Raw genomic sequence first — 24,296 nt, forward strand, 5'->3', positions numbered from 1 at the left:
GTCTCGGTCCGACGGGGTACCGCCGGCGAATCCTGCGACGCCCTGCATCACGCATCGAGTCGACCGACCAGCCGGCCTGCATCGTCGCGGTCCGGCATGAGCGGATCCGCCACGGTGCCGTCCTCCAGCAGCCGACCTTGACCGAGCCGAATCGACTCGGGTGGCACTGGCGGCCGAAAAACAGCGACCACGCAAAGGGCGGTCAGCACGTCGTCGGGTCGCACGGCGGGCGTCGTGTGCCGCACAACCACGTCCAGTATCGCACAGGTGTCGTTCTCCGCACGACAAACCATCGAGACCACTGCCTGACGAACATCGAACCGCCGATGTCCGTCCTTGGTCACCCGCTCCACCTCGACCCGGTCACGGGCGAGGAGCGCGGCCACGGCGGCGGTCAGGTCGCCGAGTCCGACCCCTGGCATCCGCAACCGCCACCGCGACGCGTCCACCAGCTCCGCAAGAGGTGTGGCGGTGACGGGCGCACATGCCAGGACGTCCAGACCGGGTGGTAACGCGGCGTCCAGAGCCAGTCGCAACGCCTGGGGATCACAGTGTTCGGCCAGTGCGAGCTCCACGTACTCGGCCTCGCTGGCGGCGCCCGTCGGTGCGGCACCGAGCCAGGAGATACGCGGATGCGGGCTGAAGCCGGCCGAGTAGGCCATCGGGATGCCCGCGCGTCGCAGTGCCCGCTCAAAGGTCCTCGCGATGTCGCGGTGAGACAGAAATCGCAGCCGGCCGCGTTTGGCGAAGCGCACCCGCACCCGCGCAACCACGGGCGGTGGTGGCGGACCCTCAGGACGCCGGGGCACGGGCGGGTCCGGTCGGCGTCAGTGGGAGCAGGGTCCGCCCGGTCGGGCCGATCTGGTTTTCGGTCCCCATGGTCGGGCAGACCCCGCAGTCGTAGCAGGGGGTCCAGCGGCAGTCGTCCAGCTCGGTCTCGCGCAGCGCCTCCTGCCAGTCCGACCACAGCCAGTCACGATCGAGGCCGGCATCGAGGTGATCCCAGGGCAGCACTTCGCGTTCGTCGCGCTCGCGGGTGGTGTACCAGTCCAGGGACACGCCGAGTGGTTCCAGCACACGTGCGCAGGCCAGCGCCCACCGCTCGAAGGAGAAGTGCTCGCTCCAACCGTCGAACCGGCCACCGTCACGCCACACCTGTTCGATCACCGCGCCGACTCTGCGGTCACCACGGGCGAGAAGGCCCTCGATGATGCCGGGACGCCCGTCATGGTAACGGAAGCCAATCGCCCGCCCGACCTCCCGATCACCGCGGATGGCGTTGCGCAGCAGCTGCAGCCGATGGTCGGTGACCTCGTGCGAGGCCTGCGCGACCCACTGGAACGGGGTGTGCGGCTTGGGGACGAAACCGCCGATCGAGACCGTGCAGCGGATGTCACGGTGCCCGCTGGCGAGGCGCCCCGCCTTGATCACCTTGCGGGCGAGATCCGCGATCGCGAGCACGTCGTCGTCGGTCTCGGTCGGCAGCCCGCACATGAAGTAGAGCTTGACCTGCCGCCAGCCCTGGGCGTAGGCCGTACTGACCGTGCGGACCAGATCATCCTCGCTGACCATCTTGTTGATGACCTTGCGCAGACGTTCGGAGCCGCCCTCGGGCGCGAAGGTCAGTCCGCTGCGCCGGCCGTTGCGGGAGAACTCGTTGGCAAGTGTGACGTTGAACGCGTCCACCCGGGTCGAGGGCAGGCTGAGCGAGGTATGAGTGCCCTCGTAGCGGTCGGCCAGCCCCTTGGCGATCTCGCCTATCTCGCTGTGGTCCGCGCTGGACAACGACAACAGACCGACCTCGGCGAACCCCGACGCATCCAGGCCCCGGGCCACCATGTCGCCGATCGTACTGATGGTCCGTTCCCGGACCGGACGGGTGATCATGCCGGCCTGACAGAACCGGCAGCCGCGGGTGCACCCACGGAAGATCTCCACGCTCATCCGTTCGTGCACGGTCTCCGCAAGCGGTACCAGCGGTGCCTTCGGGTAGGGCCAGGCGTCCAGGTCGCTGACGGTGTGCTTGGCCGGGCGCGCCGGCACCCCGGGACGGTTCGCGGTGACCGCTCGGATGCGACCGTCGGGCCGGTAGTCCACATCGTAGAAGGACGGCACATAGGCAAGGCCACGGCGGGCCAGCCGCATGAGCAACTCGTCGCGTCCACCGGGGGAACCCGCGGTCCTGAAGGCACGAACCACGTCCGTGATCGCCAGGACCGCCTGCTCGCCGTCGCCGAGCACGACCGCGTCGACGAAGAGCGCGACCGGTTCGGGATTGAACGCGGCATGTCCACCGGCAATCACGATGGGATGTTCGTCACCCCGGTCCGCGCCGTGCAGGGGGATGCCCGCAAGGTCGAGCGCGGTCAGCAGATTGGTGTACCCCAGCTCGGTGGAGAAGCTGACGCCGAGCAGGTCGAAGTCGGCCACCGAACGGTGGCCGTCCACGGTGAACTGGGGGACGCCGTGCTCACGCAGCAGCTCTTCCAGGTCTGACCAGACCGAGTAGGTGCGCTCGGCCAGGACATCCGGCTGCTCGTTGAGGATCTCGTAAAGGATCTGGATGCCCTGGTTGGGCAGGCCGATCTCGTAGGCGTCCGGGTACATCAGGCACCAGCGGACGACCGCGTCCGCCCAAGGCTTGACCTGGGAGTTTCCTTCGCCGCCGAGATAGCGCACGGGCTTGCGGACCCGCGGAAGCAACGGTTCCAGACGGGGGAACAGCGACTGTCCGGACATGCCCGCGAGCCTACGGCACATTCGCCGCCCCCCGCGGCGGCATCACAGAGCGTAAGGATCGGAACGGGCCCGCAACCGGACATTCTGCAGCAGTCCGACCGCCAACAGGTTCGCGAACATCGACGATCCGCCATAGGAGAGAAACGGTAGCGGCAACCCCGTTACCGGCATGATCCCCAGCGTCATCCCGATATTGACGAACATCTGGAAGGCGAACCAACACACCACACCCGTTGCGATCATCGCTCCAAAGGAGTCACCCGAGTCGAAGGCCGTCGCCAGTGCCCGCCACAGCACCAGCCCCAGTAGCAGCAGGACGCCGCCGGCGCCGAGAAAGCCCAGTTCCTCCCCGGCCACCGTAAACACGAAGTCGGTCTGCTGCTCGGGCACGAACTGACCCTGGGTCTGCGTGCCATGGAACAACCCACGGCCGGTGACGCCGCCGTTGGCGATCGCCGTCATGGCCTGGTCGACGTTGTATCCGGTGGACGAGGCGTTCTGGTTACTTTGGACGAATTGGGTCAGGCGGGCCTCCTGATAGGGCTTGAGCAGGTGGAACTGCAGGATCGCCCCGCCGAACAGAATGCCGAAAAGGATGAGGCCGATCACCCATCGGCTCGGTGCGCCGCTGACCGCGAGCATGCCGAGGATGACGAACACGAAGACCATGAACGTACCGAAGTCCGGCTGCATCATGATCAACAGCATCGGCACACCAGCCAGCCCCAGGACTCCCACCACGTCCCAGTGGCCGGGATTGAGGCGGATCCCGGTGTCGCGGTCGTCGTGTTTCTCCCCGAGAATCATCGCCACTCCGACGATGAGGGCGACCTTGGCGAACTCCGAGGGCTGCAGTTGAAATCCGGCCGGCAGCACGATCCAGGAATGCGCACCGTTGATCGTGCTCCCCACCAGCAGGACCGCGACCAGACCAACCAGTGATGCCAGGTAGACAAATGGTGCATATGCCCGCAGAATACGGTAGTCCACCACGGTCGCGACACCCGCGAGAACGAGCCCGATGGCCAGGTTGAGCAGATGACGCTTGAGGAACAGCTGCGGGTCTGCGCCACTGTCGGCCTCGCGATTCCGGGTGGCGGACCAGACCAGCAGCCCGCCGAGAATCGACAGCGCGATCACGGCGATCTGCAACGGCCAGTCCAGCCGGCGCAGGGGCGAATGCCGCCCGGACGCCCGGTCGCGCAGTTGCCCGATCCGACCACGCGGCGGGACCGGGGACGATCGCAAGGCCGTCGGACTCGTCATGAGCGCTCCATCTTTGATCAATTACAACAGCGGGGACCGACCGGTCACGGCGGTCCCCGCCCGACGCGTGCGGGAGCGCGACCGGCGTCCACAGCGGCGGGTTCGCCCCGCGCTGTGGCCGGCGGTGGACCACGCTCGGCGAGCGCGGGAACGCCCACCCCACCGGTCTGCGCGAGCCCCGCAGCCGCGGCGCCACCGGTAGCCGAACCACCACCCGAAGGCGTGGTGGACGGGACAGCGGACTGATCGGGCGGGGCGCCGGCCGGCGTGAACGTCCCGTCCTGCTCCACCTTCGGCAGGTCCGCCGGGGGCACGCCGCCGGACAGGGCCGCGTCGCGCCCGACGCCATAGATGCTCTGGTAGATGGCCTTCACGGCCGGCGCCGCATACTCAGCACCGGTGCCGGAATCCGGGATGGTCACGACCACGACGAACTGCGGGTCGTTCGCGGGCGCGAACGACGCGAACCAGGACGTGTCCTTGGATCCTTCGACTTCGGCGGTACCGGTCTTACCCGCGATCGGGATGGTGTCATTGGGCCAGTCCGCGAACACACCGGCGGCCGTTCCACCGGCCTCGCTGGTCACGCCGTGCAGGGCGGCCCGGATATAGGCGAGTGTCTCGGGTGCGACCGGAAGCCGCCCGACAACCTTGGGCGTGATGGGCATCACGTCCGTGCCGTCCGGCGAGATCACCGCCTTGGCGAGCGTCGGCTGGTACACCGTCCCGCCGTTGGCGATGGCGGAATAGGCAACCGCGAGCTGCAACGGGCTGACCGAGAGGTACTGGCCCTGACCGATCGCGAACTGGGTCGCTGCACCCCCGTTGTACAGGTAACCGTCAATGCATGCCTCGGCCGCGTACTGGCGGAACCGCTCGGCCTTGGTCGGATCGGCGACCTCCGGGTAGCCGTTCTGTGCCCGGCGACAGTAGGAATCCTTCAGCTGCGTCCAGATCGCCTTCGCACCGTCACGCCCGACGACCGACCCGGCGGCCTCTCCCGGCAGATCAACGCCTGTCCTACTGCCGAAACCCATGGCCCGGGCCATCTTCACGAAGTACTCGTTGGCCGCAGGATAGGGGCCACGGCCGTTGCGAAGTCCGCCGTCGGCGAGCCAGGCGTCATAGGCGAACTTGTCGAAGATGACGTCGCAGGAGATCACCAACGCCTGGTGCAGGGTGATCGGCCCGGCCGATGATCCCTCGAAGTTGTGAAACGTCTGGGAGCCGATCTGCAGCGACGGCCCGCAGTCGTAGTTGCCGCTCGTCGACGCGCCGAGGTTGGTCAACACGGTGGTGGTGGACACGCCCTTGAAGGTCGAACCGGGCGCACTCGAACCCTGGTATGCCCGCGACAGCAACGGAATGCCATTGGCTGGATCTGACAGCGCCTGGTAGTCGGATTCGGAGATACCGCCCACAAAAACCGACGGGTCGTATGAGGGCAGGCTGGCCATCGCGATGACACGCCCGGTTTTCGCGTCCAGGACGACCCCGGACGCGGTACGCGCGCGCCCGCCGAGGGAGTCCACGGTTTTCTTCAGAGTCTGCTCGACTGCCTGCTGGACACCGGCATCGATCGAGAGGACCAGGGTGTCGCCACTGCGCGGCGCGCTGGACGAGGCCGTGCCCGCGACCCTTCCGAACCTGTCGACCTCAAGGCGCTGCACCCCGTCAGCGCCGCGCAGGGCGCTGTCGTAGGTGTATTCCAGTCCGGCGACACCGACCAGACTGTTGTTGTGGAAACCGTGCCGGCCACCGTCGGAGTCGAGCTGCTCCTGCGTGACCGGGCTGAGATATCCCAGTTCGTGCGCGGCCACCGCCCCGTAGGGGTACTCGCGCACAGCCTGCAGCTCAGCAGATACACCAAGAAACCGGTCGGGATGTTCGATGACGGCCAGCGCCTGGCTCGGGGTGACGTCCTTGGCGACCGGCACCGGCTGGTAGGGCGAACCGTTCCAGCACGGTGGCTTCACGGTGGCAGAGCAGTACTGGATGCGCTTGGTGACATCGGCGACGGACATACCGATCACGTTTGACAAGCGCTCCAGCACTGCCCGCCCGGAGTCCTTCTGCCGGTCGGTCACCGACCGATTCACCGAGATGACCAACGACGTGCGGTTGCGGACGAGGGCACGCCCCCGGTCGTCCACGATCAGGCCGCGGGGTGCGGGTGTAACCACGTCGCGCACCCGGTTGGTCTCCGCGACCTGACGGTAGTGCTCCCCGTTGAGGACCTGCAGAGCCCACAGGCGAGCACCAAGAGTCACGAGCAACGACACGACCAGAACCCGCAGCACAACCAGCCTGATCCCGACGCGGTCGTCCAGCGACCCGTCACCGGACCGCTGCCGCCTCATGGTCGCCGCCGTCTCATGATCGCCGCCATCTCATGGTCCAACCTGTCTCATCGTGGCCGCCTCATGGTCCCACCCATCCCATCGTGGCCGTCCCATCGTGGCCGCCGGGTCACGGTTGGTCGCGGTGCAGACGCCGCATCCCAGCCATCACCAGCGGGAACAGGAACGGGGTCAGGACCAGCGAGTAGAGCGCGGCACCGACCGAGCGCAGGAGCACCTGCGTTCCGGCCAGGCTGGCATTGCCGAGAATGCCGGCCACCGCCGCATGGCCGGCCGTGCCCAGCGCTGAGGCGGCCGCCGCCGCGGCCATGGGGACGTGGGCCGTCCGCCCGATCTCGCCGTGGGCCAGTCCCACGCCGTAGCCGACCAGGCAGAAGACCATCGCGGTCTGGCCGAGAACGTGCGTCGAAAGCAGGTCCGCGATCAGTCCGACCGCGAACCCGACGACCACGCCGAACAGCGGTCCCCGCGCAAGCGCCACAAAGGTCAACACGATCAGGACAACGTCGGGGCTCCCCAACGGGAGATCGAGTGCGGCTATGACCGACAGTTGCACAACGATCAGAACGACCATCGCGATCACGGTGACCACGACGGCCATACCCCGAATTTCGTCGTCGCGTGTTCCCATGTCCCACACGACGAACCTCAGCCGACCGCAGCGGTCGCCGCGGGGGCGAGAGCCGGTGTCACCGGAACCTTGGCGGGTGGCGCGGCGGGCGATGCGGGCGATGCGGGCGATGCGGGCGATGCGGGCGTGGGCACAGGCCGCGGGGGTAGTACCCGGTCGCCCGCGTCGGCCGGGAGTTTTCCCACGACTATCCCGACCAGGTCGAGTGACCCAGTGGCGGCGAAGGGGGTCACCTCGGCCGACCGTGAAAGCCCTTCGCTCATGTCGAGGACTTTCGTGACCACGCCGATTGGTACCCCACCGACATAATCCGCACTGCCGAAGGAGACCACCCGGTCGCCAACCTTCACCTGGCGCGTCGCGTCGTAGAGGGTGAATGCCAAGGCGTCCGGGCTACCTGTGCCAGCGACTGCGCCGAGCAACCGGGCACCCTCCAAGCGGGCGCCGATGTGACTCGCGGGATCGCAGGCGAGGCGGATCACCGCGGTGTGGGCGGTCGAGGACAGCACGGTCCCGACGAGTCCGTCGCTGTCGAGCACCAGTCTGTCCGGCATGACTCCGTCCGCACTGCCGGCGTTGACGGTGACCGACCATTCGGTCCCGGTGATGTCGCCAATCGCGATCACCCTTGCCGCTATGATCGAATACTGCCCCCTGTCCGCGAGCAACCGCAGGTTGGCCAGCCCGGCGGCCTGCCGCCGTACCTCGGCGTCATCGGCAAGCTGGCGCTTGAGGTCGGCGTTCTCCGCGGCTAGTGCGTCGGCACGCCGTTGGTAACGATTGGGGTGCGCCAGGGAGGACACCGTCCGCCCGATCGGGCGGGTAACGGCGGTCAGAGCGCCCTCGACCGTTGCGAATCCGCCTCGCAGCGCGCCCCGCAATCCTGACGAGCTGTCGCTCGAGCGGTAGTCGACTGTGATCAGAATGAACGCCACGACCAGCAGTCCGATGACGACCACCCGGGAGCGCCGGTTCTCACGTCCCACCGCCGGCCTCCATACCTGGCAATTCCATCCACGGCCCTGCCGTCCGTGCCAACGCCGTCGACGACGATGCCACTTCGGGCATCGCGGTGCCCGGCGACGCCAAACTGGAACCGCGTCAGTACATCGGACGAGCGAACCGCCGGTCAGTGTTCCTGCCGATCGACATCCCACTCGGTACGATCTGAACAGATCGGATGACGTCAGGTCGGGTCAACGGCGAGGCTCGGATATGAGCACCTGCTGCAGCGCCTCGAACTCCTCGACGCACTTGCCGGAACCCATGGCGACCGAGTGCAGTGGATTGTCCGCGATATGGATCGGCATCCCGGTCTCGTGGCGCAGACGCTCGTCCAGACCGCGCAGCAGCGCTCCCCCACCAGTCAGGACGATGCCGCGGTCCATGATGTCGCCGGACAACTCCGGCGGGCACTTGTCGAGGGTGACCTTGACGGCATCGATCACCGCGTTCACCGGTTCCTCGATGGCCTTACGAATCTCCTCGGCAGTGACGACGATGGTCTTGGGTAGGCCGGAGACCAGGTCCCGGCCGCGGATTTCCGCGCTGGGCTCGTCCGACATCTTGTGGGCGGACCCGATCGCCATCTTGATCTCTTCCGCCGTCCGCTCGCCGAGCATGAGCGAGTACTCCTTCTTGACATAGGAGATGATCGCTGTGTCAAGCTCGTCCCCCGCGGTTCGGATGGACTGGCTCGTCACGATCCCGCCAAGGGAGATGACCGCCACCTCCGTTGTCCCACCACCGATGTCGACGACCATGTTCCCGGTGGGTTCGTGGACGGGCAGCCCGGCACCGATCGCCGCCGCCATCGGCTCCTCGATGATGTAGACTTTTCGGGCACCAGCCTGATATCCGGCGTCCTTCACGGCCCGCTGCTCGACCCCGGTGATTCCGGAGGGGACGCACACGACCAACCGCGGTTTGGCGAAGTGGCGCCGCCGGTGGACCTTCTGGATGAAGTACCGCAACATACGCTCGGTCGTGTCGAAGTCGGCGATGACGCCGTCCTTGAGGGGACGGATCGCCACCACGTTGCCCGGCGTGCGGCCGATCATCCGCTTCGCCTCGGTACCGACCGCGAGGATCCCCGTGGTGGTGGTGTTGATCGCTACCACGCTGGGCTCGTTCAGCACGATCCCGCGACCACGCACGTAGACAAGGGTGTTGGCGGTGCCAAGGTCGACGGCCATGTCACGGCCTAGGAACGACAACGAACTGGACATCGTCGGATGCCGGCCTTCCCGGGTGTGCGGTCTGGGTGCGCACGCTGGGCGTGCTGGAGTTGTAAGGCAGGCGGTGTCCGTGACGTGGGCGTATCCACTGCTTCCCCGATGAGCCCCATCCAGTGGTCCGGCAATCCAGTAGAGACGCTCCCGCAGACACCAAAAGCCTAAACCGGGCTAACCGAGCCTGCCGTCCCGGTGAGGGATCCATGACGTGTGACGGTCCACTCGCCATGTCGGGTCAACCTGCCTGCCAGCCCCAACCCGTACGACCAGTTCTAACACCCGGAGTCACGAGAATGCTACCCGAGGAGACCGAGGGGCGCGCCCGGAGCGTCGGTGTTCGATAATCCGGGCAAAAATCCGGGCGAACGGTCCGGGCAAACGGTCCGACATCACCGACCACATGATCCTCAATGCCGAACCGATCACGATCTCGCCCCGGGATCTCGCCGTGGAGTTAGATCAACCCCGGGAAAAACAAGTCGATCTCGCGCTTGGCCGACTCCGGCGAGTCGGATCCGTGGACGAGGTTCTGCCCGATCTCCAGTGCGTGGTCACCACGCAGGGATCCTGGCGCCGCCTTGACCGGATCGGTGGCGCCGATGAGGCCACGCACCGCCTCGATCGCCCGCGGCCCCTGGGCGACCAATGCGACCAACGGGCCGGAAACGATGAAGTCGACCAGCTCGCCAAAGAACGGCTTAGCTGCGTGCTCGGCGTAGTGGGTCTCGGCCACCGACCGCTCCAGCGTGCGCAGTTCAAGTGCGACCAAGGTCAGACCCTTGCGTTCCAGCCGACCGACGACCTCACCGACGAGGCCACGGCTCACGCCGTCGGGCTTGACCAGCACGAGTGTGCGTTCGCCTGACACGGAACTCCTTCTTGTCACTCAGATGGACAGACGTGATATTAGGCCCATACGGCCACCAGCGGCGCGAAAGACTCATCGCGCCGCCTTTGGCCCAGACATGACCCGTACGACCGCCGGCAGCGCGCGAACGACATGATCGCGCCGCCTTTGGCCCACTAGCAACCTACCGGTCAGCGACGCAGGAGACGGCGGGCCTCCCCCACCGTCACAAGGGAACCGGTCACCAGCACCCCGGCACCGGCCAGGTGGGAATCCTCCTCTGCCAGGCGAACCCCCGCGTCGAGAGCGTCATCCAGACGCGAGGCAACCTCCACCCGGTCAGAGCCGAACACATCCACAGCGATCGCAGCGAGATCATCCACCGGCATGGCCCGTGGCGAACGGCTCTGGGTGACGACCACGGCATTCAGCACGGGCTCCAGCGCAGCCAGAATGCCGGCCGCGTCCTTGTCCGCGAGCATCCCCACGACACCGACGAGGTGATCGAAGCTGAACGATTCCTCGACCGCCGCGACCAGCGCGTGTGCGCCCGCGACGTTGTGTGCGCCGTCCAACAGGACCGTCGGCGAGCGGCGGACGATCTCCAGTCGCCCTGGCGAATCGGCCTGCGCGAACCCGGCGCGGACGGCGGCGAGGTCGAGAATCTCCCGACCGCCACCGAGAAATCCCTCGACCGCCGCAAGCGCACACGCGGCGTTGTGAGCCTGATGCGCGCCGTGCAGGTGCAGCAACAGATCCTCATAGACACCACCAAGCCCACGGATAGTAACCCTCTGACCGCCAACAGCAAGATCGCGAGCGAGAACCCCGAACTCCAGCCCCTCGCGCGCCACCGTCGCTCCGACTTCGCCGGCCCGGCGCAGCAGCACCTCCGCCGCCTCCAACGGCTGCTGGCCGAGCACGACGAGCGCGTCGGCGTGAATGATGCCGGCCTTCTCCGCCGCCACCGCGTCGAGGGTGGCACCAAGTTCCTGATGATCAAGAGAGATCGGGGTCACCACCGTCACGGCCGCATTCAGCACGTTGGTCGCGTCCCAGGTCCCGCCCATGCCGACCTCGATGACACCGACATCGACCGGCGCGTCGGCGAAAGCGGCGAAAGCCATCGCGGTCAGCAGCTCGAAGAAGGTGACACGTTCGGGATGCTTGCTGTCGACAAGCTCAACGTAGGGGATGACGTCGTCGTACGCCTGGGTGAAGGTGGCAGCCGGAGCGGGTCGACCAGCCAGACAGATACGTTCAGTGACGCTCTCCAGGTGCGGGGACGTGTAACGGCCGGGTCTGATTCCGAAGGCGCACAGCAACGAATCCACCATGCGGGCGGTGGAGGTCTTGCCGTTGGTCCCCGTCAGATGGATCGAGGGGTAGGCCCGCTGGGGTTGGCCCAGCAGGTCGACCAGGTCCCGCATGCGTTCCAGATCGGGCAGCATCCGATGCGGGAAGCGTTCGGCCAGCGCCCTGCTCACCCGGATGAGAGCGGCCGTGTCGGCGTCCACGACAGTGTCCGGCTGACTTGTCATGTCAGGCCGACTTCTCCTGGCGGGGACCCCGCTTGGATGCGGCGACGTCGCGCGGCACGAGCGTCGGGTTGACATGCTCCAGAACGACCTCGCGGGTCACCACTGCCCGGGCGACGTCCTTGCGGCTGGGAATATCGTACATGACCGACAGCAGGACCTCCTCCATGATTGCTCGGAGCCCACGCGCACCAGTCCCTCGCAGTATTGCCTGGTCCGCGATCGCGTCCAACGCGTCACCCGTAAAGTCAAGATCGACATTATCCAGCTCGAACAACTTCTTGTACTGACGCACCAGAGCGTTCTTCGGTTCGGTGAGGATGCGGATGAGCGCTTCCCGGTCAAGACTCGACACGCTGGTGATCACTGGCAGTCGACCTATGAACTCGGGAATCATTCCATATTTGAGCAGATCCTCCGGCATGACGTCGGTGAAGATGTTGGCCACATCCGGATCGTCCTTGCCATGCAGGACCGCGCGGAACCCCAGCGATTTCTTCCCGATCCGCGAATCGATGATCCGATCGAGCCCGGCAAAGGCCCCACCGACGATGAACAGGACGTTCGTCGTGTCGATCTGGATGAATTCCTGGTGCGGATGCTTGCGACCACCCTGCGGGGGAACACTGGCGGTCGTTCCCTCCAGTATCTTCAGCAGCGCCTGCTGGACGCCCTCGCCGGAGACGTCCCGGGTGATACTCGGGTTCTCCGACTTGCGCGCGATCTTGTCGACCTCGTCAATGTAGATGATGCCGGTCTCGGCCTTTTTGACGTCGTAGTCGGCGGCCTGAATGAGTTTGAGCAGGATGTTCTCCACGTCCTCACCGACATATCCGGCCTCGGTGAGCGCGGTGGCATCGGCGATCGCGAACGGAACGTTGAGCATCCGCGCCAGGGTCTGCGCAAGCAGCGTCTTACCACATCCGGTGGGCCCCAGCAGGAGGATGTTGCTCTTCGCCAGTTCAACATCACCCTTGCTGTCACCACCGCCCACCTGAACGCGTTTGTAATGGTTGTAGACAGCAACCGACAGGGTCTTCTTGGCCTGCTCCTGACCGACCACGTAGCCGTCCAGGAACTCATAGATCTCGCGCGGCTTCGGCAGCTCGTCCCACTTGAGATCAGAGGACTCCGACAGCTCCTCTTCGATGATCTCGTTGCAAAGATCAATACACTCGTCGCAGATGTAGACGCCGGGCCCGGCGATGAGCTTCTTCACCTGCTTCTGGGACTTGCCACAGAACGAGCACTTGAGCAGGTCACCGCCGTCACCTATGCGTGCCACCGAGGACTCAGTCCCTTCGTCCAGACGATGGTGTCGCCTGCAGGTCAGGGGCGGCCAGGCCGCCCGGTCGTCGCCTGTCTGTTACCATCCTGCCCTCTGCCGCCAGCGGCTGCGTCATGACGCCAGCGGCTTCGGGCTGCATATCCACATCTGCGGCATATCCACATCTGCTGCTGCCCAAAACTGCCGACGGCTCTGTCGTTGCGCCGGCCGCGATGGGCAAGGGCCTGTCTCCCCGTGGGGACCGTACCCCCTGAAGCCGCCCGGTGAGAGCCCTATCGCGCGGCTCGTGTGGGTCAGCCTACGGTCACCTGCCACGTCCTTGCGCGTCCACGCCGTCCGGATAGAACCTTTGAACAACGTGGACGCGCCACCCGTCCCGGCAACCGCGGTGGAGGCCGGATCCCCGCCGCCTCCGGGCGCGCGAAAAACCATGATCACGCACCCTTCGGCTGGGCCAACCACTACAAGCCTCCGGGCGCGCGAAAAACCATGATCGCGCACCCTTCGGCTGGGCCAATCACTACAAGCCCTAGCGACCCGCTGGCGGCGCGGTCGTCAACTGCGACGACTTCCGGGTCAGGATGACCTCGTCGATCAAGCCGTACTCCTGCGCCTCGGCCGCGCTGAAAATCTTGTCACGCTCGATGTCGCGGCGGATCTCTTCCTCGGTGTGCTTGGTGTGCCGGGCGAGCATCCGCTCCAACAGGGAACGCATCCGGAGGATCTCCCTGGCCTGAATCTCGATGTCGCTGGACTGCCCCTCGCCCTGCCCGGAGGGTTGGTGCAGCAGGATCCGGCTGTTCTCCAGCGCGAAACGCTTGCCCGGCGTCCCCGCGGTGAGCAGCACCGCCGCCGCGGACGCAGCCTGGCCCATGCAGATCGTCTGGATGTCCGGCCGGACAAACTGCATCGTGTCGTAAATGGCGGTCAGCGAGGTGAAGGATCCGCCCGGCGAGTTTATATAGATCGAGATGTCCCGGTCGGGGTCCTCGGACTCCAGGAACAGCAGCTGCGCCATCACGTCGTTGGCGGAGAGGTCGTCGATCGGGATACCGAGAAAGACGATACGTTCCCGCAGCAGCTTCTCGTAGGGATTAAGGTAAAGATCGCCACGGCTGGTCTTCTCGATGACCCGAGGGATCCCGTAGTGGCTGACGGGCAGACCGTTACCTGAGATCTGGCCAATAATCGGCTGGTACATGATGGGTGCCTCCGCGACGGCGGGTGATGGTCGGTTGCCGGATGTCGGCGGTGTCGGCCGGGTGTCCGCGGGACGCGGCTAGCTGACCGGGCCCTCGCTGGGGACCTGGCGGGCCTGAGCCACGACGTGGTCGACGAACCCGTAGTCCTTGGCCTCCTCGGCTGTGAACCAACGGTCACGGTCGGAATCCCGCTCGATCTGCTCGATCGCCTGGCCGGTGTGGAATGCGATCCGTTCCTGCATCATCCGCTTGGTATAGAGCATCTGCTCGGCCTGGATGGCGATGTCTGACGCGGTACCACCGATGCCACCCGACGGCTGGTGCATCATGATCTTCGCATGTGGAAGTGAGTACCGCTTGCCGGCCGCACCCGCGCACAGCAGGAACTGTCCCATGGATGCGGCGAGTCCGAGCGCAACCGTCGCCACGTCGTTCTCCACGTACTGCATCGTGTCGTAGATTGCCATACCGGCACTGACGGATCCACCGGGAGAGTTGATGTAGAGGAAGATGTCCCGGCTCGGGTCCTCGGCGTTGAGCAGTAGCAGCTGGGCACAGATCGCGTTGGCAATCTGGTCCTCCACCACCGAACCCAGAAAAATGATCCGCTCGCGCAGCAGACGGTTGAAGACCTGCTCGTCGAAACCGACCCCGCTCTGCCCCGGCGAACGCAGCTGTGGGACGACCAGGCTCGGGGCTGCGATGTCACTCACGGTTAGCTCCTCGGCTTCCTCGCGCTGGCGACGGTTGATCTGACCGGCTCGACACTATCTGTGACCCGAGTCAGTTCCGGGGCTTAGCGCTCGATGTTCGCGCTGGGCGTGAGGGCGAGCGAGCCCGGCGCCGCTCAATCCGGGTATTCCGGGCAATCGATCAACGGCGGGCCGTCCGACCGCCCGGCCCGCCCTCCCGCCGACGATCCGGGGACTTCGGCCGCCGGCGATGCGAGAAGAACCACGATCGCATCGCCTTTGGCCCGTCGGAATGCGGCGGCCCCCGGACGAGATGTCCGGGGGCCGCCGCTGGTTCGTCGTTCGCCGCCGCCAGAGTTCAGGCGCTGGGTGCGGGATCGGTAGACCCGCCCGCCTTCTCCGCACTGATGCCACCGGGTGCATCGAGATCACCGTCGGCGTCATCGTCAACATCGTCGTCGAGGTCGTCATCAAGATCTTTATCAAGATCGTCGTCGAGGTCGTCCTCCACGACTGCGGCGTCCTCGGCCGCGCTAGCGCCCGGTACCCACGGAGCAGGCAGCGCCAGCTCGACCTCGCTTCCGGCCGGGTCGAGGACCGTCGCCTGCCGCAGCAGGAACGTGAGTGCCTTGTTCCGCAGCGTGTCGGCCATGATCGCTGAAAGGCCGTCCCCCTGGGTCAGCTGCTGGGCGAAGACGTCGGGACTCACCCCCATGCGCTGCGCCCGGCTGATCACCTGCTCCATCAGCTCGCCCTGATCGATCCGGAGCTGCTCGGCATTGATCACAGCGTCCAGGATGAACTGCGACTTCAGGGCCTTCGCCGCGAGCTGCCGCACGTCGGCGAGATGTTCCTCGTCAGTCTGGCCGAGCGTCTCCAGGTAGGCAGCGCGGTCAACGCCCATCCGCTCAAGCTCGTGGGCGAAACGGTGCTCGCGGGCCGCAACCTCGTCGTCGAGGACCGAATCCGGCAGGGGTGCGTCGACCCGCTCGATCAGGACGTCGAGGACGCGCTCGCGCGCCTGACCGAGCTGGCCGATCTCGGCCTCACGGACAAGGCGCCCGCGGATGTCCGCGATCAGCTCTGCGAGCGAATCAAACTCGCTGGCCGTCGTGGCGAAGTCATCATCGAGCTCGGGGAGCTCGCGCTCCTTGACGCCCCGGACCGTGACAGTGACCTCAGCCACACTGCCGGCGAGCTCGCCGGCAAGCAGTTCGGTCGCAAACGTGCGACTCTCCCCTTCGCCGGCACCGGTGATCGCCGCGTCCAGACCGTCGATCAGACTCTCGCTGCCGACCTCATAGGACATGCCGGCGGCCTCGGCATCGTCGATCACCTCGCCGGCCACGGTCGCGGACAGATCGAGCGAGATGAAGTCGCCGGCCTGCACCGGGCGCTCGACCGGCTTGAGCACGGCGGACCGCTCACGCATGGTCGTCAACAGCTCGTCCACCTGCTCGTCGGTCACCTCGACCGCGTCAACGGTGACCTCAAGGCCGTGGTAGTCGGGCAGCGAGATGTCCGGCCGGACGTCCACCTCCGCGGTGAAGACCAGCGGGGCACCGTCCGCGAACGAACTGATGTCGACCTCGGGCCGGGACAGGACGTCGACTTCCTCCTGCTGCACGGCATCGGTGTAGAACCGCGGCAAAGCGTTCTGGATGGCCTCCTCGAGGATCACACCCCGGCCGAGGCGCTGGTCGAGGATGCGCGGTGGAACCTTTCCCGGCCGAAAGCCGGAAACCCGGACCTCGCGCGCGAGCTTGCGGTAGGCGGCGTCGACGGACGGCTTGAGCTCGTCGAAGGGCACCTCGACGGTCAGCTTGACCCGGGTGGGACTGAGGGTCTCCTTGGTGGCCTTCACGGCGCGGCTAACTCCTGATGCGGCGGTGGATCGGATGGACGCGCCGAGAGTACCGGTCGGGGCGGGGAGACTCGAACTCCCGATCTCCTGCACCCAAAGCAGGCGCGCTAGCCACTACGCTACGCCCCGAGGCGTTGCTTCACTATCCTACGGGGTAGTGTAAGCGATGCGCCGCGGGTGTAGCTCAATGGTAGAGCCCCAGCCTTCCAAGCTGGCCATGCCGGTTCGATCCCGGTCACCCGCTCCACTCTGGGTGGGCCGTGTCCGACATACGCCGGACCAGGTCGTTCCGCCATGCCAACCCGGGGGCCGAGCCCCCTGGAACCCCCACGGCGCGGTGCCCGGCCGTCAGTGCGTCGGCCGTCAGGTCGACGGCACGAGAGTCGTCAGACAGAACGGGTGCCCCGCCGGATCGAGCAGTACCCGCCACCGGTCCGGGGATGGCTGCTCGTCGGCAAGTCGTGCGCCGATGGCAAGCGCCTGAGTCTGTGCCGCTTCAAGATCCTCGACCGCGAACTCTATGTGCACCTGCTGCGGGATGCCGCCCGTGGGCCACGTGGGGGGTCGATGGTCCGGGACCCGTTGCGCTGTGATCCAGACAGCCGGCCCCTTGACCGCGACGAAGTCCGCGCTGCTGAAAGCGATCTCACCGCCGGTCAACGCGGCGTAGAACCGGGCCAACGCATGGGGCTCGGAGCAGTCCAGCGAGATCGCTGCCAAGCGTGCGACACCAGCCACCGCGTTTCTCCTCACCGAGTGCGACACCGATTGCGACAGGCCGTCGCGTTCTGCACGACGGGTACGGAAACGCTATCATTGGATACCGACAGTAAACGCCGGCAGTAAACACCGACAGTAGATGGCCACCGGCTGGAGGCGGCCCGCCCTGTGCGGATTCCGCTCGGTGGTGCCGGTAACGTTCATGTGTGAGCGCCATCCTTGTCGCCAAGGGCCTGGCCGCCGGATACGGCGGGCGGGCGCTGTTCAGCCAGCTCGATCTGGTCGTCAGCCCTGGTGATGTGATCGGGCTGGTCGGAGCGAACGGCGCGGGCAAGTCCACCCTGCTGCGCCTGCTTGCGGGCCTGGCCAGCCCCGAACACGGTACGGTCGGGCTCACCCCGCCGAGCGCCTCGGTGGGGTACCTGGCGCAGGAACCCGACCGGCATCCCGACGAGAGTGTGCACGCCTTCCTTGCCCGGCGCACCGGCGTGACCGACGCCCAGGGCCAACTGGACGCCGCATCGGTTGCCCTGTCCCGACAGGAGCCCGGTTCGGACGACAGCTACGCGACGGCGCTGGACCGCTGGCTGACCCTGGGGGCCGCCGACTTCGACGAACGCGTGGCGGTGGTGGCAGCCGACATCGGGCTCGCGATCGACCTGGCGATGCCGACAACGGCGCTGTCCGGTGGCCAGGCGGCGCGGGCGGGGCTCGCCGCACTGCTGCTCAGCAGGTTCGACCTCTTCCTGCTCGACGAACCGACCAACGACCTCGACCTCGACGGACTGGCCCGCCTGGAGGAGTTCGTCACGGGACTGCGGGCCGGTGTCGTGGTGGTCAGCCACGATCGGGAGTTCCTCGCCCGCACCGTCACCGGCGTGCTGGAGCTAGATCTCGCACAGCAACAGATCAGCTTCTTCGGCGGCGGTTATCAGGCCTACCTCGACGAACGGGAGGTGGCTCGGCGGCACGCCCGGGAAGCCTTTGAGCAGTACGCCGACCGCCGCGGCGCGCTGACCGAACGGGCCCAGACCCAACGGAGCTGGATGGACAAGGGCGTGCGGAACGCCCGCCGCAAGTCCACCGACAACGACAAGATCGGCCGAAACCTCCGTGGCGAGACGTCGGAGAAGCAGGCCGCCAAGGTCCGCCAGACCGAACGTCTGATCGAGCGCCTCGATGCAGTCCCCGAACCGCGCAAGGAATGGGACCTGCGGATGCAGATCGCGGCGGCTCCGCGCTCCGGGGCCGTGGTCGCCGTGCTGACCGACGCGGTCGTGCGTCGCGGCGACTTCACCCTGGGACCGGTGACCACCCAGCTCGGCCGTGGCGACCGGGTGGCCATCACCGGGCCCAACGGGTCCGGGAAGTCGACGCTGCTGGCCGCGCTGCTCGGCCGGTGCCCGGTTGACCGCGGCCAGGCGTCGCTCGGTTCCGGAGTGCTGATCGGCGAGGTCGACCAGGCGCGTGGGCTGTTCGCGGTGGACGCCCCGGTTCTCGACGTCTTCGCCCGGTTGCTACCCGACCTGGTCACCGCCGACCTGCGCACCCTGCTGGCCAAGTTCGGTCTCCGGGCGGACCACATGAAGCGGGCGGCCGCCACCCTGTCGCCCGGCGAACGTACCCGGGCGGCGCTGGCGCTGCTGGCGGCACGCGGGGTCAACCTGCTGGTACTGGACGAGCCGACGAACCATCTCGACCTCCCCGCGATCGAACAGCTGGAGGCCGCGCTGGCCGGCTACACCGGCACCCTGCTTCTGGTCACCCATGACCGCCGGATGCTCCAAGCGGTCCATACCACCCGTCGGTGGCAGGTCAAGGCCGGCCAGGTCATCGAGGCGAGCGCCGGCTCGCCGATCCGTCAGGCACCATCGGACTTACCATGACGCTCGCCGACCAGCTGCCCGCAACGCCGGAACCCGACGACATCTTCGACGCGTTCACCGCGTGGGCCCACGGGCAGGGGCTTACCCTGTACCCCGCCCAGTCCGAGGCCCTCATCGAGATCGTGTCCGGTTCCAACGTCGTCGTGGCGACCCCGACCGGGTCCGGAAAGAGCCTCGTGGCCACCGGCGCCCATTTCGCCGCCATGGCCGCCAAGCAGCGCAGTTTCTACACCGCACCCATCAAGGCCCTGGTGTCGGAGAAGTTCTTCGCCCTGTGCGCCACGTTCGGAGCGAGCAGGGTCGGGATGCTGACCGGGGACGCCAGCGTCAACGAGAGTGCGCCCGTCATCTGCTGCACCGCCGAGATCCTGGCGAACATCGCCCTGCGGGACGGAGCCGGCGCCGACGTCGACCAGGTCGTGATGGACGAGTTCCACTTCTACGCCGACCCCGACCGAGGCTGGGCATGGCAGGTACCACTGCTGGAACTACCCCGCACGCAGTTCATCCTCATGTCGGCGACCCTGGGCGACGTGAGCCGGTTCGAAGCGGACCTCACCCGCCGGACCAGCCGCCCGACCGCGGTCGTCCGCTCCGCCGTACGTCCGGTGCCGCTTTATCACCATTACGTGCTCACCCCGCTGCACGAGACCCTCGAAGAGCTTCTCAACACCCATCAGGCACCCGTCTACGTCGTCCACTTCACCCAGGCGGCGGCGTTGGAACGGGCCCAGTCACTGATGAGCATCAACGTGTGCACCCGGGCGGAGAAGGACGCCATCGCCGAGATGATCGGCGGGTTCCGGTTCACGGCCGGGTTCGGTCGGACCCTGTCCCGCCTGGTCCGCCACGGCATCGGCGTCCACCATGCCGGGATGCTCCCCAAGTACCGGCGACTGGTGGAGCTGCTCGCCCAGGCCGGGCTCCTGAAGATCATATGTGGCACCGACACCCTCGGGGTCGGGATCAACGTACCGATCCGCACGGTCGTGTTCACCGCGCTGTCCAAGTACGACGGAACCCGGACCCGGCACCTGAGCGCCCGGGAGTTCCACCAGATCGCCGGCCGGGCCGGCCGGGCCGGCTATGACACGGTCGGCACCGTCGTCGTGCAGGCGCCCGAGCACACGGTGGACAACGAGCGTGCCCTGGCCAAGGCCGGTGATGACCCCAAGAAGCGACGAAAGATCGTCCGAAAGAAGCCGCCGGAGGGGTTCGTCTCCTGGGGTGTGCCGACGTTCGAGCGACTGGTGGCCGCGGAGCCCGAACCCCTGACGTCGAGCTTCACTGTCAGCCACGCGATGCTGCTCAACGTGATCAACCGACCGGGCGACGCGTTCACCGGCATGCGGCACCTGCTCACCGACAACCACGAGAGCCGCCCCGCGCAGCGCCGCCACATCCGCCGGGCCATCGCGATCTACCGGGCGTTGCTCGCGGCCGGAATCGTCGAGAAACTCGCCACCCCGGACGAGACCGGTCGCACCGTGCGGGTCACCGTCGACCTTCAGCTCGACTTCGCCCTCAACCAGCCGCTGTCGCCCTTTGCGCTGGCCTCCCTGGACCTGCTCGACCGGGGCTCGCCAAGCTATCCGCTGGACGTTCTGTCCATCATCGAAGCCACCTTGGACAACCCACGCCAGGTCCTCTCCGCGCAGCAGTTCAAGGCCCGCGGGGAGGCCGTGGCCCAGATGAAGGCGGACGGCGTCGAGTACGAGCGGCGCCTTGAGCTGCTCGACACGGTCACCTACCCCAAGCCGCTGGACGAGCTCCTCGGGGCCGCGTTCGCGATCTACCGACGCGGCCACCCGTGGGTCGACGACCACGAGCTCGCACCCAAATCGGTGGCCCGGGACATGTACGAGCGGGCCATGACCTTCGTCGAGTACGTCGGCTTCTACGGCCTGGCCCGATCCGAGGGCCTGCTGCTGCGCTACCTGGCCGACACCTTCAAGGCCCTGCGGCAGACGGTGCCCGAGGACGCCCGGACCGAGGAGCTCACCGACCTGACCGAATGGCTCGGCGAACTGGTCCGCCAAGTCGACTCGAGCCTGTTCGACGAGTGGGAGAAGCTGCGCAATCCGACGCCGGAGGCGTCATCCGCTGCGATCGACGAGCGGCCGCCCGCGGTGACGGCCAACATCCGCGCATTCCGGGTACTCGTGCGCAACGCCCTGTTCCGCCGGGTGGAGCTGGCCGCGCTGCGCCGTTACGACGATCTCGGTGCGCTCGATGCCGACGCGGGCTGGGACCGTGAGCGATGGGCGGGAGCCCTGGAGCCGTACTTCGACCTGCACGGCGAGATCGGCACCGGCCCCGACGCCCGCGGACCGGGACTCCTCATCATCAACTCCGAACCCGGGCGCTGGACGCTCCGGCAGATCTTCGACGATCCGGCCGGCGACCACGACTGGGGCATCAGCGCCGAGGTGGACCTTGCCGCCTCGGACGAAGCCGGGGCGGCTGTCCTGCACATCACCACAGTTGATCAATTGTAGTACAAACTGTAGTGCGAACTGTAGTGCGGACTACAGTGCGGGCGAATGACCGCGACCGGGCACACAGCGTGCTGGACGCACTGATCGCCGACCGAACCGAGGAGGAGCTCGGCGAAGCCGCCGTGACCACGGGCGCCCACCACGAGCAACTGCGATGTCGTGGACTCCAGCAACAGCGCGCGGGCGGCGGAGTCGACGACCACCTCGCTGCTGACACACAGCTGCGGTGGAGCGTCCCGCAACCCCGTGGCCAGCGCATCGTCGAGCAGATCGTTCGCATGATCGACAAGGGCCCGACCGACGGATGCGAGAAAATCCGGATAGGGCGTGGACGCGACCGCCAGCGCATGTACCACCCGCAGCGGCACATCGCGGTACGTCGCCTCACGAGCCGCCCACCGCAGGGCGGCCAACGACGATGGCGAACCATCTACCCCGACGGCCACCGGACGGCGGTCGCCGGGCACGCCAAAGCCCCGGCCGCGGACGACGACAGCCGGAACCTCGCCGTGGTCGACGACCGCCCGGCCCACCGTCCCACCGACAGAGCGGTGCAACAGACCGCGCTCGTGCGAGCCCACGACCAGCATCAACGCGTGCTTCGACGCTGCCAACAGGGCGAGCGGCGCGGGCTCGTGGACCACCCGCCGGACGATGTCGGGAGATGGGTCGCAGGCCGGGAGTCGACCAAGTGCCGTCTCGAGAACCGCAGCCGCCGCCGCCGTCAACCCATCACGATCTGCAGTGTGCACCTGTCGGTGGACGAGCCTGGGCTGGCCGTCCGCGGTCCATGCCAGCATGGCGGTCACCGACCGTCGATGCATGGCCGCGGTGTGCCAGGCCCACCGCAACGCCTCGACGGAACCCGGCGAGCCGTCCACGCCGACAACGATCCCTGGTAGAGCCAGGCTGCTACCGTCTGTCATCGCCGTCCTCCCTACGCCCGACCGAGGACCCGTTGTGAGCGCCACTCGTTTTGATCATGAGGCCGAGGGCGGCCGGGTGCCGGACGCATCCGGGCACAGTGACGGAGACGTCGGACGGAGACGTCGGACGGAGACGGGAACCGCTACCCGGGCTCGCGCGACGCGGCTGTCGGGCTACCCGGGTGTCGTACTACCCGGCGGTGCTCGGGGTGGACGCGCGCATCATTGCCCGGACCGCCATGAGCGCGAATCCGAGGAGATTGCGTCCCGGCCAGGCCGACGGAACCTGTGCCCGGGCGTCGTCGGCGGCCAGACCGATCCCCCACACCCGGTCCAACGGACTCGCCTCCACCAGCACCCGCTCGCCGGTGCCGAGCAGATAATTACGCAACGGCGGATGCTGACTGAACTTCGCGACGTTGCCCTGGACGACGATGTCGAAGGAGCATTCGCTCCACACAGTCTCATCGAAGCCGCGTACCTGCCGGCCGTGCTTCTTCGCGGCGGCCGGCTCGGCGGTGGCAAGAACCGCCCGAGCCGCGGCCACGTCGCCGAACAGCCGGGCCTTGCGTTCCATCATGAAATGCTCAGCCGTCGGATAACGCAGGCCGTCAACAGTGAACGCGGAGGGCCACCACTGGCTCAGGCAGCCCACGCCGACGCCACGGCCGCCGCCACGCGGCGGATGGTGCCCCCAGAAGAAAAGAAGATCCAGAGCGTGCCCAGCCTGTTCCAGCAGGACCAGATCCTCAACCGCAGAGGCGCTTGCCGGGATGCTCACGGCCTGATGGTCGCATGAGTTGCCTCACCTCCAACAGCATTCCCACCAGTGCCCCGAGGACTGCGGCCTGCGGGCGCGCGATCTGACGATCGTGGCGCGCCCTTTGGCCCACCAGCCGAACCATCCAGAGCGTCCCCGGGCTGGGACGGCGCTTCATCGGGGCGGACCCCTGGCCGACGATCACGTTGCGTCGCCGGACGTGACGCCGGACGTTCGGCGCGTGCGTGCGGTACCGGCGGCAGGAAGAGGGCGACGATCTGCAAATCACATGACAACTGCATCGGTATGACCTTCGTCAGAAAGACCCTTGCCCGCCTGGACGATCTTTGCCGGAAGACCCCTGTTACGGACTTGTCATCGTGAGCACGTGTCGTTGACCCAGTCGGCGAGCTGTCCCCGCAGGTTGATCTCCCCCGGGTTCCGCGAGACACGGTCGGCGATTCCGCGGATGTTCTCGTCCGGTGCAAGATCACGAACGACAAGGGCCACCAACCGCGCAGTCTGCGCGCTCGAACGGACGTCGGCCGACCGTGCATCGATCTGGGCGCAGACCGCATCGGCGCCCGCCTGCTTCGTCTCCTTCGACACCGAGCCGCAGCCGACCAGTCCGACGAGCACCGCCACCGCGAGCACCGCGACCGCGAGCGCCGACCCCGTCATCGGTAAGAACCGGGTGCGGTTGCGAGCCACGGTCGGCCTCCCTCTGGGCGTTCGGCACATCGGGCGCAAGGGGCGCAAGGGCGCGCCGCCTACATCCGCCGATACCTGCTGACGCTATCGCCCGCGACGGCGCATCCGGGCCGACCACGCCGATCCACAGGAGT

At 67.2% G+C, this 24,296-nt stretch carries 19 protein-coding genes and 2 tRNA genes; 3 read left to right on the forward strand and 18 right to left on the reverse strand.

What is annotated here, in order from left to right; genetic code table 11:
• Positions 1-47: 47 nt before the first annotated feature.
• The 14 genes from U9977_RS01325 to U9977_RS01390 form a co-directional block, all read right to left on the reverse strand.
• Entirely contained in the window at positions 48-809 is a 762-nt protein-coding gene (locus tag U9977_RS01325; RefSeq protein WP_322747283.1) for a TIGR03936 family radical SAM-associated protein, read from the reverse strand.
• Positions 793-2,739, reverse strand: a complete 1,947-nt coding sequence (locus tag U9977_RS01330) for a TIGR03960 family B12-binding radical SAM protein (RefSeq protein ID WP_322747284.1) — start codon at positions 2,737-2,739, stop codon at positions 793-795. Before U9977_RS01330 ends, U9977_RS01325 begins: the two co-directional genes overlap by 17 nt.
• A gap of 42 nt (positions 2,740-2,781) precedes the next feature.
• Positions 2,782-4,005, reverse strand: a complete 1,224-nt coding sequence (gene rodA / locus U9977_RS01335) for a rod shape-determining protein RodA (protein ID WP_322747285.1) — start codon at positions 4,003-4,005, stop codon at positions 2,782-2,784.
• 44 nt (positions 4,006-4,049) lie between these two features.
• Complete coding sequence (mrdA, locus tag U9977_RS01340; protein WP_322747314.1) at positions 4,050-6,335, reverse strand: penicillin-binding protein 2; 2,286 nt, start codon at positions 6,333-6,335, stop codon at positions 4,050-4,052.
• Between the two features lie 139 nt (positions 6,336-6,474).
• On the reverse strand, positions 6,475-6,996 hold the full coding sequence (mreD, locus tag U9977_RS01345) for a rod shape-determining protein MreD (protein ID WP_322747286.1): 522 nt from the start codon (positions 6,994-6,996) through the stop codon (positions 6,475-6,477).
• A 17-nt stretch (positions 6,997-7,013) separates the two neighbouring features.
• On the reverse strand, positions 7,014-7,982 hold the full coding sequence (mreC, locus tag U9977_RS01350; RefSeq protein WP_322747287.1) for a rod shape-determining protein MreC: 969 nt from the start codon (positions 7,980-7,982) through the stop codon (positions 7,014-7,016).
• A gap of 210 nt (positions 7,983-8,192) precedes the next feature.
• Complete coding sequence (locus tag U9977_RS01355; protein WP_013872948.1) at positions 8,193-9,224, reverse strand: rod shape-determining protein; 1,032 nt, start codon at positions 9,222-9,224, stop codon at positions 8,193-8,195.
• A gap of 460 nt (positions 9,225-9,684) precedes the next feature.
• A complete protein-coding gene (gene ndk, locus U9977_RS01360; RefSeq protein WP_322747288.1) occupies positions 9,685-10,098 on the reverse strand; it encodes a nucleoside-diphosphate kinase in 414 nt (137 codons plus the stop codon).
• 170 nt (positions 10,099-10,268) lie between these two features.
• Entirely contained in the window at positions 10,269-11,618 is a 1,350-nt protein-coding gene (locus tag U9977_RS01365) for a folylpolyglutamate synthase/dihydrofolate synthase family protein (protein ID WP_322747289.1), read from the reverse strand.
• A gap of 1 nt (position 11,619) precedes the next feature.
• The gene (clpX, locus tag U9977_RS01370) at positions 11,620-12,900 is read right to left on the reverse strand and encodes an ATP-dependent Clp protease ATP-binding subunit ClpX (RefSeq protein ID WP_322747290.1); all 1,281 of its coding nucleotides are present in this window, start codon (positions 12,898-12,900) and stop codon (positions 11,620-11,622) included.
• 532 nt (positions 12,901-13,432) lie between these two features.
• Entirely contained in the window at positions 13,433-14,104 is a 672-nt protein-coding gene (locus tag U9977_RS01375; RefSeq protein WP_322747291.1) for an ATP-dependent Clp protease proteolytic subunit, read from the reverse strand.
• Between the two features lie 78 nt (positions 14,105-14,182).
• Positions 14,183-14,818, reverse strand: coding sequence for an ATP-dependent Clp protease proteolytic subunit (locus U9977_RS01380; protein ID WP_322747292.1), 636 nt, complete (start codon positions 14,816-14,818; stop codon positions 14,183-14,185).
• A gap of 337 nt (positions 14,819-15,155) precedes the next feature.
• A complete protein-coding gene (gene tig / locus U9977_RS01385; RefSeq protein WP_322747293.1) occupies positions 15,156-16,661 on the reverse strand; it encodes a trigger factor in 1,506 nt (501 codons plus the stop codon).
• Positions 16,662-16,717: 56 nt separating this feature from the next.
• Positions 16,718-16,790 (reverse strand) — tRNA-Pro (locus U9977_RS01390).
• Positions 16,791-16,834: 44 nt separating this feature from the next.
• On the opposite strand from U9977_RS01390, the gene U9977_RS01395 reads away from it, so the two are divergent.
• Positions 16,835-16,908: transfer RNA gene (locus U9977_RS01395), tRNA-Gly, on the forward strand.
• 116 nt (positions 16,909-17,024) lie between these two features.
• Here U9977_RS01395 and U9977_RS01400 read toward each other — a convergent pair.
• Positions 17,025-17,399 (reverse strand): VOC family protein, encoded by a 375-nt coding sequence (locus U9977_RS01400; RefSeq protein ID WP_322747294.1) that lies wholly within the window; start codon positions 17,397-17,399, stop codon positions 17,025-17,027.
• 188 nt (positions 17,400-17,587) lie between these two features.
• On the opposite strand from U9977_RS01400, the gene U9977_RS01405 reads away from it, so the two are divergent.
• A complete protein-coding gene (locus tag U9977_RS01405) occupies positions 17,588-19,267 on the forward strand; it encodes an ABC-F family ATP-binding cassette domain-containing protein (protein WP_322747295.1) in 1,680 nt (559 codons plus the stop codon).
• Positions 19,264-21,765: a DEAD/DEAH box helicase gene (locus tag U9977_RS01410; protein ID WP_322747296.1), complete on the forward strand. Its 2,502-nt coding sequence runs from the start codon at positions 19,264-19,266 to the stop codon at positions 21,763-21,765. Before U9977_RS01405 ends, U9977_RS01410 begins: the two co-directional genes overlap by 4 nt.
• Here U9977_RS01410 and U9977_RS01415 read toward each other — a convergent pair.
• The 3 genes from U9977_RS01415 to U9977_RS01425 form a co-directional block, all read right to left on the reverse strand.
• Complete coding sequence (locus U9977_RS01415) at positions 21,756-22,691, reverse strand: universal stress protein (protein ID WP_322747297.1); 936 nt, start codon at positions 22,689-22,691, stop codon at positions 21,756-21,758. The genes U9977_RS01410 and U9977_RS01415 overlap by 10 nt on opposite strands.
• A gap of 190 nt (positions 22,692-22,881) precedes the next feature.
• On the reverse strand, positions 22,882-23,466 hold the full coding sequence (locus U9977_RS01420; protein WP_416210223.1) for an NADAR family protein: 585 nt from the start codon (positions 23,464-23,466) through the stop codon (positions 22,882-22,884).
• 360 nt (positions 23,467-23,826) lie between these two features.
• A complete protein-coding gene (locus tag U9977_RS01425; RefSeq protein ID WP_322747299.1) occupies positions 23,827-24,162 on the reverse strand; it encodes a hypothetical protein in 336 nt (111 codons plus the stop codon).
• Positions 24,163-24,296 lie beyond the last annotated feature (134 nt).

Source organism: Protofrankia sp. Cas8 (assembly GCF_963555845.1).
Taxonomy (GTDB): domain Bacteria; phylum Actinomycetota; class Actinomycetes; order Frankiales; family Frankiaceae; genus Protofrankia.

What these genes read in the sequence shown, in the direction of transcription:
- U9977_RS01330 (WP_322747284.1), bottom strand. Translation starts at nt 2,739, where the DNA reads ATGTCCGGACAGTCGCTGTTCCCCCGTCTGGAACCGTTGCTTCCGCGG.
- rodA (WP_322747285.1), bottom strand. Translation starts at nt 4,005, where the DNA reads ATGACGAGTCCGACGGCCTTGCGATCGTCCCCGGTCCCGCCGCGTGGT.
- mreD (WP_322747286.1), bottom strand. Translation starts at nt 6,996, where the DNA reads ATGGGAACACGCGACGACGAAATTCGGGGTATGGCCGTCGTGGTCACC.
- U9977_RS01355 (WP_013872948.1), bottom strand. Translation starts at nt 9,224, where the DNA reads ATGTCCAGTTCGTTGTCGTTCCTAGGCCGTGACATGGCCGTCGACCTT.
- U9977_RS01365 (WP_322747289.1), bottom strand. Translation starts at nt 11,618, where the DNA reads ATGACAAGTCAGCCGGACACTGTCGTGGACGCCGACACGGCCGCTCTC.
- U9977_RS01375 (WP_322747291.1), bottom strand. Translation starts at nt 14,104, where the DNA reads ATGTACCAGCCGATTATTGGCCAGATCTCAGGTAACGGTCTGCCCGTC.
- U9977_RS01410 (WP_322747296.1), top strand. Translation starts at nt 19,264, where the DNA reads ATGACGCTCGCCGACCAGCTGCCCGCAACGCCGGAACCCGACGACATC.
- U9977_RS01415 (WP_322747297.1), bottom strand. Translation starts at nt 22,691, where the DNA reads ATGACAGACGGTAGCAGCCTGGCTCTACCAGGGATCGTTGTCGGCGTG.